The organism is Maribellus comscasis, assembly GCF_009762775.1.
GTDB classification, from domain to species: Bacteria; Bacteroidota; Bacteroidia; order Bacteroidales; family Prolixibacteraceae; genus Draconibacterium; species Draconibacterium comscasis.
In genome coordinates this window covers 2,234,116-2,247,992 of the sequence record NZ_CP046401.1, presented here as the reverse complement: position 1 = coordinate 2,247,992, position 13,877 = coordinate 2,234,116, and the positions used below count along the sequence as shown (strand labels likewise).

Below are 13,877 nucleotides of genomic sequence, written 5' to 3'. Positions count from 1 at the left end.
GGCGATTTTAGGGAAGTGTGTTTTTATGGTCTTCAAAGGCTCTCCCGGAAAGGTAAGCGGCAAATGGTCTTTAGCTTTTCAGGCGGAACCCTGCGGGAATCATTTAAATAAATTTCCCGATATTTACCGTAAGGTTCCAGCCCTTTTGATTCCAGCTCTTTCATCAGTTTTTCCACTGTTTCGCCCACCTGGTTATAAGGCCCGATATGCAAAAGCTGAACAGCCTTTTCTTCTTTTATTTTTTTGAGTTGTAAATCTTTTGTAAAATCATTTGTTTTTCCCTTTTTTATCAATTCATTTTTGGCGTGTTCAATGTGTGGGGGAGTTATGTAACCTGCCTGCATCAGCAACAATGTCCAGCGCCAGTCATTCGGGCGATTGACATCAAAACCATCACAGTCATTCATATACCAGAAGGTCTCCATTGGGGGAATTACAAAGTCAAAATATTCGGGTGGTTGAAAGTCCGGATTCTTAAACATGAATTTTAATGTGTAAGCAACACCGTAAAGTGCGCCGATTTTTTGTTCAAATCCGGTGTTTTTCTCCGGATGTCCTTTCCCTTCAATTGTTAGGTAATTTAACTCAGGTGAAACAATATACGATACTTTTTTATCTGATTGACGGAACAGTTCTTTGTATTCTTTTTTGAAATCTATTTTTTTCATGTTGAATATTTTAAAATTGTTGTTGCTGTGTTTACTGAACAGGGATGTATATTTCGGTACGTAACTTTTCGGGTTTTGTATTTTCGGGGGCGTTTAAATATTTTTCAAAACTGTGAACATTTCTTAATTCTTTTCCGCTTTCTGATAGCCATTTTCCAAAAATATAGGCGTAGGTGTTTTCCAGTTTTTCATAGGGGCCTTTGTGAGTAAACACGGCATATTCACCTCCCGGAATTTCCTGCACTCCTATTTCTCCTTCCGGAGCGATGTTTTTGGAAATCGCAACACAAGCATCGTATCTGAGTTTTTCTGCTTCTGTAATTTTAGGATCGTCATGACTGATTCCGATAAATTCAGTTTTAAAACCAAACAGTTTTTTTGTTTTGGCAAATTCACAAACAGTTTTCCAGGCTTTTTCTGCGCTTAAGTTATAATTTCCAATTGCCCGGGCATAAACGACTGTTTTGGGTTTTACCGTTTTAATTTTTGGTTGTAAGCTTTTTAGGTTTTCCATGGCGTTGAATTTTATTTTTGAGTGTTCCGACTTCAGCGTGAGTTCATTGTTTTTCCGGTACTCGACAGGGGAAATGCCGTATCTTTTTTTAAAAGCTTTGTTAAACGACGACGGTGTTTCGTACCCCACGTTGTAGGCAATGTTGTTTACGGGTTCGTTGGAATACAACAGAAGACTAATTGCGGTTTCCAGCCGAAGGCGCTGAATGTATGCTCCAAGCGGCTCTCCGAGATAAGCTTTCATAATCCGGTGGAAATGATACGGGGAATAATTTCCTATTTCCGCTAATTTGGAAACATCCAGGGTTTCATCCAAATGATTATTTATGTGATGAATAACTTTGTTAATTCGTTCAAAATAATAATCCCGGGTTTTGGTTTTTACATTCATTGCTCTGCTTGTTACGGTTCAAAAATAGAGCAATATTATAAAACAGCGTTTTCCATTCTTGCTAATAATTAAAAATCAGATATCGGCAAAAGCGAGTGTGGCAATGGCCACCTTTACACCTTTAATTTTGAGCAGTTGGAAAGCACAGGCTTCGAGTGTTGAACCGGTTGTTACCACGTCGTCAATCAATAAAATCTGCTTTTTTTCAAATTCCTGAGGGTTTTTTATTCCAAAAATACCCTCTACATTTTGCCAGCGTTCAAAACGGTTTTTCCTTGTTTGTGTCGAAGTAAATATTTTTCTGTATAAGTTTTGGGTTGAAACTGGAATTCCCATTGATTTTGAAATCCCCCGGGCTATCCATTCGCTTTGGTTATAGCCACGCGATTTATATTTTTTGGGATGCAACGGAACCGGAACAACAGAATCAACATTACAAAAGTTTTCCGATTCCTTTAAAATAAATCCAAACCGCTGGCCTATTTCAAATCCCAGTTCTTTCATCCCCTTATATTTTATAAAATGAATGAGTTTTTGATATCTGCTGCCTTTCTTGTAGGAAAAATAGGAAGTGGCTGAATGGATTTGCACTCTTCCCCAAAAAAGCTGGGCTACTTTGTTTTCAACGTTGAGGTGAAAGTTTGTTACCGGTAAATCCTGCCAGCAATCAAAGCATAAAAATCTTTCGCCGCCGGCCAGCCGATTTTCACAGGTTATACAAAGCGATGGGAAAAATAACTCAAGTAGATCGTCTATATTTTGGGCTAACTGTTTCATTTTGAAAAGATACAAAGAATTTTATTCCCACGGTCGGGACTTTTCCTAAAAAGTATTTTTGTTGTTTAACAAATCTGTAACAGTCAATTAATTGAATTGTAAACTAAAATAAAATTAAAAGCCCTAATTTGCGGTTGTTTTTAAATACTTCAATAGATTAGATTATTGAAAATATTTTCCCACCTCTCTAATTCTTTCTTGAAATTGTTCCCGGGTTGTCTTATCACAAGGCAACCTTTTTTCTTTTTTATGTCCGGAAGAAGTTTAGTTTAATTTTTGCAAACTTCTGTGTGTTCATTTTATTTTTTTGTAGGTGATTTTCGCATATTTGTCGTCTTTATTTTAATAAAGTTTTTTTTTGACCTGGTTGGAAGGGAATTTTATGCTTCAAAATATTAAATATTCAATAGAAATTGTAATATTGCCTGCGTTAATTTATTAAATTTGCGGCTTGCAATAACCGGGAACCAGAGTTACTAAACCAATTAAAAAATGCTCAAAAGATTAGGCTCATATTTACGAAAGAAAATCCTTCTAATAATTTTTATAGGATTTGTATTAGGGATAATAATAAGTTTATTGTCTCTGAAAGTTATAGAAGAAACATCTACAAATGAATCATGTGAAGTTTGTCACGTTCATCCGCATGTTTTTGATTCATGGAAATTGTCTGTTCATTATGATACACGTGTTGGAATTCATATTGGATGTGTCGATTGTCACCTTCCGCCAAAAGGAGAAGGGTATTTACCCGAAAAAATGAAAGCTTTCGCCAGAGACGCTTATGGTTATGTTTTTAAAGATAGCGCAGATTTTAACTGGGAAGAAAAATCAACTTTGGAATATGCAAAAAAGCATGTTTTCAAAGAATCATGTGTTCATTGCCACGAAAATTTGTTCCCGCTTACATTAACCAAGGAAGGACAGGATGCACATTTATATTATTCGCAGAACGAAGAGGAGCTAAGGTGTATTAACTGCCACTTACATGTTGGACATTACGATCCCAATGCTTTGCATGCAAAAAATGTTGAGTTTGGAAGTACAGGTAATGAAAACCTGGAAATTTTTGCAGAAGCTGCAAATGTTACCACACACGAAGATTTTACAGAAACTGTTCCGGGAACAACACTTTCATTTAATATGAAGGCGATTCCGGGTGGAACATTTAAGATTGGTAGCCCGGAAGGAGAAGAGCTTCGCGGGCCCGATGAAGGCCCACAAAGGGAAGTTAAAGTTAGTCCTTTCTTTATGGCCGAGATAGAGGTAAGCTGGGATGAGTATCTGACTTTCTACAGTGCTACGGCAGCGGAAGGCAGATCTACAGATACCGAAGGAACACGCACCCAACAGGATGTTGATGCAATCTCAGGACCGACTCCTCCGTACGGACAACCCGACCAGAACTGGGGTTTGGGAGATCGTCCGGCAATTACAATGAGTTATCATTCTGCTGAGACTTATTGTAAATGGTTGTCTCAGGTAACCGGTAAAACTTACCGCTTACCAACCGAAGCAGAGTGGGAATATGCAGCCCGTGGCGGTACCGAAACTCCATTCTTCTTTGAAGGGGAGCCAAAAGATTTTGCAGAAAAAGGATTTATCGGTAGCCTTTTCGGTAAAACCAGTGACGTAATCAATAATTATGTAGTTTTTGATGGTAACAGCCAGGCTAAAACTGAGGAACCCGGTTCAGTGGAAACAAATCCGTTTGGATTGAAAAATATGCTGGGCAACGCAGCTGAATATTGTTTGGATTGGTACGCAGAAGATGCTTACGAAAAGCTACAGGATGGCGCTTTGGATCCAAGAGGACCAGCGTCAGGAGAGGAACATGTAATACGGGGTGGATATTTTAACAGTGAAATTGGTGATGTCAGGAGTGCAGCCCGGGATTATACAAAATCTGAAGCGTGGTTAAAAACCGATCCTCAAATGCCAAAAAGTATTTGGTGGTTGTCCGACTGCAATTACATAAGTTTTAGAGTTGTTTGCGAATTTGATGAAAAAACCGGAAAAAATTAATAATTTTAGAATCCTAAATTCAACTAAAACATTTTATTATGAGTAACAATAATTTTTCAAGAAGAAAATTTTTAACCGGAGCAGCAGCTGTGGGTGCAGCCGGTGCAATGGGAGTTGGAACTTTTACATCATGCGCTACCGGTGGTGGTACAGCAGCCGCCGGAGGTAGTTACGACTGGGTTCCAAGAGATTATAATTTCCCACCAATGCTGGATCAGGTTCCGGAAGGAAAAGTACTTAAAGCAGGAGTTATTGGTTGTGGTGGACGTGGTTCAGGTGCAGCTGTTAACTTTTTGGAAGCTGGTGGAACAACTGTAGAAGTAACAGCTTTGGGTGATGTTTTTAAAGACAGACTTGACAGTTGTAATGAAAAAATTAAAAATGCCGGAAGAGACGCAGTACCTGAAGAAAACTGTTTTATTGGATTTGATGCTTATGAAAAAGTAATTGATTCAGGTGTTGACATCGTTATTTTGGCAACTCCTCCAAAATTTCGTCCTGAACAGTTTGAAGCTGCTGTAAAAGCACGCAAACACGTATTTATGGAAAAGCCTGTGGCTGTTGATCCTGTTGGGATACGTCAGGTTTTGGCCGCTGCAAAGATGGCCGAGAGCCAGGGTTTGGTAGTTGTTGCAGGGACACAGCGTCGTCACGAACACTCATACATCAATCTTTATAAAGAATTAACCAATAATGCGATTGGTAAAATAACCGGAGGTGAAGTTTACTGGAATGGTGGTAAATTATGGCATCGTGATAATAATCCGGATTGGAGCGAAATGGAATGGATGATTCGCGACTGGGTTAACTGGTGCTGGCTTTCAGGTGACCATATCGTAGAACAGCATGTTCATAATATTGATGTTGCTAACTGGTACATAGGTAAACATCCGGTAAAAGCACTTGGTTTTGGTTCGCGTCAGCGCAGGGTGACAGGCGACCAGTATGACAACTTTGCTGTTGATTATATTTACGATGACGGTATGCACATTCTTAGTACCTGCCGCCAGATTAATGGCTGTTCAAACGGAGTTTACGAAATTTTCCACGGAACAAAAGCGATTGCAACAACTGATGGACATAATCCAAAAATTGTTGATGCAACCGGCGCTGAATTATTTGTTGCTGAGGGATCAGAAACAAGCCCGTATGTACAGGAACATAAAAACCTGATTACCTGTATACGTCAAAGTATTCCGTTTAACGAAGCAGAAAATGTTGCTACTTCAGTAATGGTTGCTATTATGGGACGTGTTTCGGCTTACACCGGAAAAGAAGTTACATTTGACGAAATGATGAATTCAGATATGAAACTTGGCCCGGATACTTATGTAATGGGTGATATTGGTTATATGAAAGACGCCGAAGTTCCTGTTCCAGGAACCCTGGAAAGAGGTTAAAGTTTAAACTTGATAAACAGACTGTAGTACATAAAATATTCCCCGGTGAATGAAAGTTCTACTGGGGATTTTTATTCCTTCCCTGGTTGAAGGTATAATCAATCAATTTGGGAGTTGAGCCTTCTGTTACTTGGCAGAGGGCTCTTTTATTTTATCAATTCGTCAAGAAAAACGGATTAATTAATTTTCCCGTTAAGCTATGTTGCATATAAAATGTACTTTTGTGCTTTATTATTTCTGAAGACATGTTTTAAGAATATTAAAGATTATGGAAAGACAAAAAATTAAGAACATCCTGCTAAATGGGGAAACAGGCAAACAAGTACTTGTGAAAGGTTGGGTACGAACCAAAAGAGGTAGTAAAAATGTAAATTTTATTGCTTTAAACGATGGCTCTACAATTCATAACCTGCAAATAGTAGCTGATGTTAATAATTTTGACGATGAAATCCTGCGTGAAATTAATACAGGAGCATCGCTTTCCGTAATGGGTAAATTGGAGGAATCAGCCGGGAGTGGACAAAAAGTGGAATTAATAGCAGAAACGATCGAGCTTCTGGGAAAAGCAGATCCCGAAAAATTTCCAATTCAACCCAAAAAACATTCACTCGAATTTTTGCGCGAAAATGCACACCTGCGTTTTCGTACAAACACTTTTGGAGCCGTTTTTCGTGTTCGGCATGCGATGGCATTTGCTATTCATAAATATTTTAATGAAAAAGGATTTTATTATCTGCACACTCCGATCGTCACAGCCAGCGATGCTGAAGGAGCCGGTCAGATGTTTCGGGTATCAACTCTTGATGCGAAAAACCCGCCACTAACAGATAAAGGAAGTGTTGACTATTCGCAGGATTTTTTCGGACGACCAACCAATCTTACCGTTTCCGGTCAGCTGGAAGGTGAGCTAGGTGCAACGGCTTTAGGTGAAATTTATACATTCGGACCAACATTCAGGGCGGAAAATTCAAACACAACCCGCCACCTTGCCGAGTTCTGGATGATTGAACCGGAAATGGCATTCTACGACTTAAAAGATAACATGGATTTGGCAGAAGAATTTTTGAAATCTTTAATTAAATATGCACTTGAAAATTGTATGGACGACCTGCAGTTTTTGGGTAATCGTTTAAAGGAAGAGGAAAAAAATAAACCTCAGGATCAGCGTTCGATGGATTTAATCGAAAAGCTGGAGTTTGTTCTGAACAACGATTTTGTCAGAATTACCTATACTGAGGCCATTGAAATCCTGAAAAATTCAAAGCCTTATAAAAAGAAAAAATTTCAGTTCCCTGTTGATTGGGGAGTTGACTTACAAAGTGAACACGAGCGTTACCTCGTAGAAAAACACTTTAAATGTCCGGTAATTTTAACCGACTATCCAAAGGAAATTAAAGCCTTTTATATGAAACAAAATGCCGATGGTAAAACCGTGGGGGCCATGGATGTTTTGTTCCCGCAAATTGGAGAAATAATTGGTGGTTCTCAGCGAGAGGAAAGCCTTGAGAAACTTGAAGCACGAATGAAGGAAATGAATATCCCTGCTGAAGAAATGTGGTGGTATCTTGACACACGAAGGTTTGGATCGGTAATTCACAGTGGTTTTGGCCTTGGGTTTGAAAGGTTTATCCAATTTGTTACCGGAATGGGAAATATTCGTGATGTAATCGCTTTCCCCCGGACGCCAAAAAATGCCGAGTTCTGATGTGATTTATAAATCGCAGCATAAAAAAAAATGCTAAATTTACAGGGTTAATATTTGGGATATGGAGCAAAGACTGTCATTACAACAAAAGCTGCTCCAGAAGCTTTCTCCCCAGCAAATTCAGGTGATTAAGCTTTTGGAAATCCCTACTATGCAACTCGAGCAACGTATAAAAAAAGAACTGGAAGAAAATCCGGTATTGGAGCTCGAGTCGGATAATCCTGAATTTGAAGACGATGGTGAAGCGCAGGAGTTGAAGTCGGAAAAAGATACGGACGATGAAGAGTTTTCATTTGACGATTATTTGAATGACGAAGATGAAATTCCTTCATATAAACTTTCCGCCAATAATTATTCAAAAGATGAAAAGTATGTAGACATCCCTTTTTCGGTGGGGACTACCTTTCATGAAAATTTATACGACCAGTTGCGACTCGTTAATCTTTCTGAAGAGCAACAGCAATTGGCAGAATACATTATTGGGAATATTGACGATGACGGTTACTTAAGACGTGATTTGCTTGCTATTAGCGACGATCTGGCTTTTAACATGAATATGGAAGTGTCGGAGGAGGAGTTGCTGAAGATTTTGAAGGTAATCCATGAGTTGGATCCCGCTGGTGTGGGAGCGCGTGATTTAAAGGAATGTTTGTTGATTCAGTTAAACCGGAAAAAAGGAAAAGAGCTGGATTTGGCAAAAACCATTGTTAAAGATTTTTTTACTGAATTTACAAAAAAGCATTACGATAAAATCCAGAAAAAGCTTGAGCTAAGTGACGAGGAATTGAAACAAGGAATAGACCAGGTTTTAAAACTGAACCCAAAGCCGGGAAGTTCATACAGCAATCCGCTAAACAGGACAAATCAGCACATTATCCCCGATTTTATTCTTGAAAATACCGATGGAGAGTTGAGTCTTTCGTTAAACCAGAGGAATGTGCCTGAGTTAAAAATTAATGATACCTATTTGGGGATGTTGCGTTCGTTGAGTGAAAAAGGCAAAAACAACAAAAGCCAGAAAGATGCTTTGATGTTTGTAAAGCAGAAAGTTGATTCAGCCAAATGGTTTATCGATGCCATTAGACAGCGGCACCACACTTTGCTTTTAACCATGTCCGAGATTATAAACTTACAGAAGGAATATTTTCAGGAAGGGGAGGAGACCAAATTAAAACCGATGATTCTGAAAGATATCGCTGAACGGACGGGCTTAGATATCTCAACTATTTCAAGGGTTTCAAACAGCAAGTACATTCAGACCAATTTTGGTATTTTCCCTTTGAAATACTTTTTTTCAGAAGGACTTCAGAAGGATGACGGAGAAGAAGTATCGACCCGGGAAATTAAAAAGATATTACAGGACTGTATCGAGAATGAGGATAAACGTAAGCCACTCACAGACGAAAAGCTGGCCCAGATTTTAAAAGAGAAATCATACAATATTGCCAGACGGACAGTTGCCAAATACCGGGAGCAACTGGATATTCCTGTCGCACGACTCCGAAAAGAACTTTAGAATGACCGAAAAAATAGCAAAAATTTTATCTGTAGTTTTTCATCCTGTTTTGGTTCCAACGATGGGCTTTCTGCTTTTGTTAAATTCAGGCTTCTATTTTTCCATGATTTCCTGGGAAGCAAAAAGGTTTATCCTGCTTGTTCTGATTTTTACGACTGGTGTTTTACCGCTGTTGACAGTGGCAATTATGGCGTTGAACCCAAAGTTTGATTTGTCGATGGATAATGTGAGAGACAGAATCGTATTGTTTTTATTTTCTTCGGTATTCTATTATTTGGGATACCTTATAATGAACCGGATGAAAGCGTTTCCTGTTTTTAAGGTGTTTTTAATTGCATCCGTTTTGGTGATAATTTTATTGCTGGTTATTTCATTTAAATGGAAAATAAGCAGTCATATGGCAGCAATAGGCGGAACAAGCGGAGCCTTGTTTGCACTTTCGTTTCGTTCAGGAGTTAACCCTGTTTGGCCCGTTATAGCTGTGTTACTTGTTGCCGGAGCAGTAGGCACTGCAAGAATGTTATTAAAAAAACACGATTTGTGGCAGGTTATAGCCGGTTATGCTGTGGGATTTACTGTTTTGTATCTCTCGATTTACTTTGTGTAAAGCAAGCTTATTCCACAAATTTGTATCCTATCCCTTTTAAAGTTTTAATATGGTCGTTGCCAATTTTCTCGCGCAACTTACGGATATGGACATCTATGGTACGATCGCCTACAACAACATTATCGCCCCAAACCGAATAATAGATTTCTTCCCGGGTAAATACTTTTCCGGGTTTTGAAACAAGCAAAGAAAGCAATTCAAATTCTTTTCTGGGGAGAATCATCTCTTCATCATCCATACGAATAAGATATCTTTCTTTATCAATTAACAAATTTCCAATTGTAATTGTATTTGAATCCTGCACTGTAGCTGGTTGTTCTTTTGTTTCTCCGGTTCTTTTTAATAATGCTTTTACCCTGCTTACCAATACTTTTGGGCGTACAGGTTTAGTGATATAATCGTCAGCTCCTGCTTCAAATCCGGCAATTTGCGAATAGTCTTCACCGCGGGCTGTTAAAAATGCAATTACAGTATTTTTTAATGCGGGTATTTTTCTGATTTCTTCGCATGCTGCAATACCATCCATTTCAGGCATCATAACATCGAGAATAATTAAATGAGGAGTTGTTTTCTCTGCAACTTTTATCGCTTCCACGCCATTTTTAGCTGTGTAAACTTTATAACCTTCTTTTTCAAGATTGTAACTTATAAATTCCAGAATATCAACTTCGTCGTCAACGAGAAGGATTTTGAATGTATTGTCACTCATAACAGAGATAGTTTTATTTAAATTTGCAAAAGTAGTTGCTTATTGTTAAAGCGTTGTTAAAAATACAACAAAATAGAATTACGGCAAAGTTAGGTTATTATTTGGCTTTTTCAAGTGTAAAAGTAAAAGTGGTCCCTTCGTCCAGTACACTCTGAACATTAATCGTTTGGTTATGGGCTTCAATGATGTGTTTCACAATTGACAACCCCAAACCTGTACCACCCTGTTCACGGGATCTTGATTTGTCGACCCGGTAAAATCGTTCAAATATACGAGGAAGGTCCTTCTTGTCTATTCCAATACCATCGTCCGAGACTTCAACAACAATTTTTTCATCAAAGTCATAAAAGCCAACTTTTACATTTCCTTTTCTTTTTCCGTATTTTATTGCATTGGTAACGAGGTTCGACAGTACCTCAATGATTCTCTTTTTGTCAGCCGAAACCATGATTGGCTTATCCTGCTTTTTAGCAAATTCGAGAGCCATTTTTCGCTCTTTGGCAAGCATGTGTTCCATTTCAAATACTTCTTCGGTTGTTTTCACGATGTCGAAAACAGAATACTGGGGTTTTAGCTCGCCCGTTTCAAGTTTGGTAATCGATTCTAAATCTTCGACAATAGAAACCATTCGGTCAATACTCTTTTCCGACCGGGTTAAATACAGTTTATTAATTTTTGGATCTTCAAGACCTCCTTCAAGAAGCGTTAATATATACCCCTGAATATTGAATATAGGGGTTTTTAGTTCGTGCGAAACATTTCCTACAAATTCTTTGCGGTAGCGTTCCAAATCACGAAGTCTTTCGATTTCCTGCACCTGATTTTGTGCCCATTCCTCAACATCGTGTTCAACCTCCGCGATTTCAACAAATCCAAGTTTTTTCCTTTTGGCTGCTTTCCCTTTCTCGGGAAAGTAATTGATAATTTTGTAGATAGGTTTTATTTTATCTGAAATGAACTTATTTAAAATAAACTGAATCAAAAAATAAGTGATGAGAAAAAAAATGGAAGACGCGATTGCCAGAAATAAAAAAAATGAGTTAGTTTTAGACGTGAAAATTCCGATAATAAAAACAAATATTGTTAAAATTAAGGAAATGACCAGAGCTACTTGTCTTGAAGAGAATTTATTCATTTTTGATATTTTTAGGGATACAAAATTAGAAAAATATTGTTACACGTTGATTAATAGTAATTTCATGGTTAGTTAATGTTAATTTAATATTTTGATGGTGTTTAAATTATTACTTAGCTTCTATATTTGCCCGCCGATAATAAAAACTAAATAATGGAAAATTTTTACCTAATTCTTGTTGTTATCCTCTTTGCATTAGCAATTTCCGATTTAATTGTTGGTGTAAGTAACGATGCTGTAAATTTTTTGAATTCTGCTCTTGGCTCAAAAGCCGCGCCAAAATGGGTAATATTTCTTTTAGCCAGCTTGGGGGTTCTTGTGGGGGCCACTTTCTCAAACGGAATGATGGAAGTTGCCCGTAAAGGGATTTTTCATCCTGACATGTTTTTCTTTTCCGAAATAATGGTCATTTTTCTGGCAGTTATGATAACGGATGTTATTCTGCTGGACATGTTCAACACTTTCGGAATGCCTACGTCTACAACTGTTTCTATCGTTTTTGAACTTCTTGGTTCAGCGGTAGCGGTATCAGTTGTAAAGATTAAAGCAATGGGTGGAACCATGCTGGATTTATCAAATTACATAAATTCCGATAAGGCACTTGCCATTATAACAGGCATCCTCTTATCGGTGTTGATAGCGTTTACAGTTGGAGCAGTAGTACAATATCTTACGCGACTGATCTTTTCTTTTCGCTATTCAAAACCGTTAAAATATTTAGGTTCTGCTTTTGGCGGATTAGCTATTACTGCAATTACTTATTTTATTTTGATTAAAGGAATTAGGGGATCAGCCTATTCTGAATACCAAATGAGTAACGGTGAAATAATGAGCGATTGGGTAAAGCACCATACTTTAACTATTCTGTTATATAGTTTTCTTGGCTGGACTGTTGTGCTGCAAGTCTTACGTTTATTATTCAAACTGGATATTTTAAAACTGATTGTACTTATCGGAACTTTTGCTTTGGCTATGGCTTTTGCCGGCAACGATCTGGTAAACTTTATCGGAGTGCCGGTTGCAGGGTTTAAATCATTCCAGGCATGGGTTGCCTCAGGAGGTTTGTCCCCCGAAACATTTACAATGGAAATGCTCAGGGATAAAAGCAGTACCCCTGTATTTATGTTGTTGATTTCGGGATTGGTTATGGTAGTAACCCTGATTACTTCCAAAAAAGCAAGGGCTGTAACCGAAACGGAAATTAATTTGGGAAGACAGTCTGAAGGAATGGAACGCTTTGGATCCTCTTTGATTGCACGTTTGATGGTACGCAGTTCTTTAAATTTTAACAATTCCATTCAAAAAGTACTGCCGGGGACAGTCAGAAATACGTTAAAAGAACGTTTTACTCCAATCTCCCTTGGTGCAGCTGATGATCCGGAAACACCTGCGTTTGATAAAATAAGGGCGTCGGTTAATTTGGTTGTTGCCAGTATTCTGATTGCGATTGGTACTTCATTAAAATTACCTTTGTCAACCACTTATGTAACATTTATGGTTGCTATGGGTACATCTCTTTCCGACAGGGCATGGGACAGAGAAAGTGCAGTTTACAGGATATCAGGTGTTTTTGCCGTAATTGGAGGATGGTTTCTAACCGCTATTATCGCATTCACTGTTTCGTGTTTGATAGCATTGTTAATCTCGCTGGGTGGAAAAGTCATGATATTTGTTTTCATTGCAATTGCTATTTTTATGGTTGTTCGGACACACATCATGTTTAAAAAACGTTCGGTAGAAAAATCGACAGATGAGGAAGAAGTATTCAGCGAAAAAGATGAGGTTGATAAAGTAATTGCAAAATGTAATAAACAGGTGGTAAATTCTATTCTTTCAGCAAGTAAAGCTTACTCAGTTAGTGTAGATAGTTTCCTGAAAGAGGATAGAGGGCATTTGAAGGATGGTCTGGAGTTAAAAGATGAATTGAATCGAAAATCAAAGAAACAAAAAAGTAAAGTTTTAAATACTTTGTCGAAGATTGAAGATAATGTCGATTCCGGGCATTTTTATGTTCAGGTGGTAGATTATCAACGTGAAGTAGCCCATTCGTTGAATTTTACTGTAGAACCATTATATGAGCATATCGATAATAACCATAAACCGTTTACAAAAGAGCAATCCAAAGAAATGCGAGACCTCGTTGTTCATATCGATGAGTTTATGAATTTTATGCTCCATATTGTAAAAGAAAACAAGTTTGAAGAAATTGATTCTCTTATTGTAGAAAGAGATAAGATAGTTGAACTATTGGTGGATTTAGAGAAAGCGCAAATAAAGAGAATTAAAGGTAAACTTGTTAATTCAAGAAACTCAATATTGTATTTTAATACGTTAACAGAAACCAAAAATATGCTTTTACATTATATTAATTTGATAAAAGCATATCGGGATTTTATAACATTAACTAAAAAGCAAACAAAGTAAAAAGGAA

At 37.8% G+C, this 13,877-nt stretch carries 11 protein-coding genes; 6 read left to right on the top strand and 5 right to left on the bottom strand.

Going from position 1 to position 13,877, the window contains the following annotated elements:
• Positions 1–32: 32 nt before the first annotated feature.
• The 3 genes from GM418_RS08930 to GM418_RS08920 all read right to left on the bottom strand — a co-directional run bounded on the left by GM418_RS08930 (position 33) and on the right by GM418_RS08920 (position 2,349).
• Positions 33–668 (bottom strand): GyrI-like domain-containing protein, encoded by a 636-nt coding sequence (locus GM418_RS08930; RefSeq protein WP_158865243.1) that lies wholly within the window; start codon positions 666–668, stop codon positions 33–35.
• Between the two features lie 31 nt (positions 669–699).
• Positions 700–1,572: an AraC family transcriptional regulator gene (locus tag GM418_RS08925; RefSeq protein WP_158865241.1), complete on the bottom strand. Its 873-nt coding sequence runs from the start codon at positions 1,570–1,572 to the stop codon at positions 700–702.
• Positions 1,573–1,647: 75 nt separating this feature from the next.
• The gene (locus GM418_RS08920) at positions 1,648–2,349 is read right to left on the bottom strand and encodes a ComF family protein (RefSeq protein WP_158865239.1); all 702 of its coding nucleotides are present in this window, start codon (positions 2,347–2,349) and stop codon (positions 1,648–1,650) included.
• Between the two features lie 492 nt (positions 2,350–2,841).
• Between GM418_RS08920 and GM418_RS08915 the strand changes: the two genes are divergently transcribed.
• The 5 genes from GM418_RS08915 to GM418_RS08895 all read left to right on the top strand — a co-directional run bounded on the left by GM418_RS08915 (position 2,842) and on the right by GM418_RS08895 (position 9,602).
• Complete coding sequence (locus tag GM418_RS08915) at positions 2,842–4,374, top strand: SUMF1/EgtB/PvdO family nonheme iron enzyme (protein WP_158865237.1); 1,533 nt, start codon at positions 2,842–2,844, stop codon at positions 4,372–4,374.
• A gap of 38 nt (positions 4,375–4,412) precedes the next feature.
• Complete coding sequence (locus GM418_RS08910) at positions 4,413–5,774, top strand: Gfo/Idh/MocA family protein (protein ID WP_158865235.1); 1,362 nt, start codon at positions 4,413–4,415, stop codon at positions 5,772–5,774.
• Positions 5,775–6,042: 268 nt separating this feature from the next.
• A complete protein-coding gene (gene asnS, locus GM418_RS08905) occupies positions 6,043–7,479 on the top strand; it encodes an asparagine--tRNA ligase (protein ID WP_158865233.1) in 1,437 nt (478 codons plus the stop codon).
• Positions 7,480–7,540: 61 nt separating this feature from the next.
• A complete protein-coding gene (rpoN, locus tag GM418_RS08900; protein ID WP_158865231.1) occupies positions 7,541–8,995 on the top strand; it encodes an RNA polymerase factor sigma-54 in 1,455 nt (484 codons plus the stop codon).
• 1 nt (position 8,996) lies between these two features.
• Positions 8,997–9,602 (top strand): phosphatase PAP2 family protein, encoded by a 606-nt coding sequence (locus GM418_RS08895; RefSeq protein WP_158865229.1) that lies wholly within the window; start codon positions 8,997–8,999, stop codon positions 9,600–9,602.
• Positions 9,603–9,609: 7 nt separating this feature from the next.
• On the opposite strand, the gene GM418_RS08890 is transcribed toward GM418_RS08895, so the two are convergent.
• Complete coding sequence (locus GM418_RS08890) at positions 9,610–10,311, bottom strand: response regulator transcription factor (protein WP_158865227.1); 702 nt, start codon at positions 10,309–10,311, stop codon at positions 9,610–9,612.
• A 97-nt stretch (positions 10,312–10,408) separates the two neighbouring features.
• Positions 10,409–11,446: a sensor histidine kinase gene (locus GM418_RS08885; RefSeq protein ID WP_158865225.1), complete on the bottom strand. Its 1,038-nt coding sequence runs from the start codon at positions 11,444–11,446 to the stop codon at positions 10,409–10,411.
• A 153-nt stretch (positions 11,447–11,599) separates the two neighbouring features.
• On the opposite strand from GM418_RS08885, the gene GM418_RS08880 reads away from it, so the two are divergent.
• Positions 11,600–13,870: an inorganic phosphate transporter gene (locus GM418_RS08880; RefSeq protein WP_158865223.1), complete on the top strand. Its 2,271-nt coding sequence runs from the start codon at positions 11,600–11,602 to the stop codon at positions 13,868–13,870.
• Positions 13,871–13,877: the final 7 nt, after the last annotated feature.

What these genes read in the sequence shown, in the direction of transcription:
- GM418_RS08930 (WP_158865243.1), bottom strand. Translation starts at nt 668, where the DNA reads ATGAAAAAAATAGATTTCAAAAAAGAATACAAAGAACTGTTCCGTCAA.
- GM418_RS08925 (WP_158865241.1), bottom strand. Translation starts at nt 1,572, where the DNA reads ATGAATGTAAAAACCAAAACCCGGGATTATTATTTTGAACGAATTAAC.
- GM418_RS08920 (WP_158865239.1), bottom strand. Translation starts at nt 2,349, where the DNA reads ATGAAACAGTTAGCCCAAAATATAGACGATCTACTTGAGTTATTTTTC.
- GM418_RS08915 (WP_158865237.1), top strand. Translation starts at nt 2,842, where the DNA reads ATGCTCAAAAGATTAGGCTCATATTTACGAAAGAAAATCCTTCTAATA.
- GM418_RS08910 (WP_158865235.1), top strand. Translation starts at nt 4,413, where the DNA reads ATGAGTAACAATAATTTTTCAAGAAGAAAATTTTTAACCGGAGCAGCA.
- asnS (WP_158865233.1), top strand. Translation starts at nt 6,043, where the DNA reads ATGGAAAGACAAAAAATTAAGAACATCCTGCTAAATGGGGAAACAGGC.
- rpoN (WP_158865231.1), top strand. Translation starts at nt 7,541, where the DNA reads ATGGAGCAAAGACTGTCATTACAACAAAAGCTGCTCCAGAAGCTTTCT.
- GM418_RS08895 (WP_158865229.1), top strand. Translation starts at nt 8,997, where the DNA reads ATGACCGAAAAAATAGCAAAAATTTTATCTGTAGTTTTTCATCCTGTT.
- GM418_RS08890 (WP_158865227.1), bottom strand. Translation starts at nt 10,311, where the DNA reads ATGAGTGACAATACATTCAAAATCCTTCTCGTTGACGACGAAGTTGAT.
- GM418_RS08885 (WP_158865225.1), bottom strand. Translation starts at nt 11,446, where the DNA reads ATGAATAAATTCTCTTCAAGACAAGTAGCTCTGGTCATTTCCTTAATT.
- GM418_RS08880 (WP_158865223.1), top strand. Translation starts at nt 11,600, where the DNA reads ATGGAAAATTTTTACCTAATTCTTGTTGTTATCCTCTTTGCATTAGCA.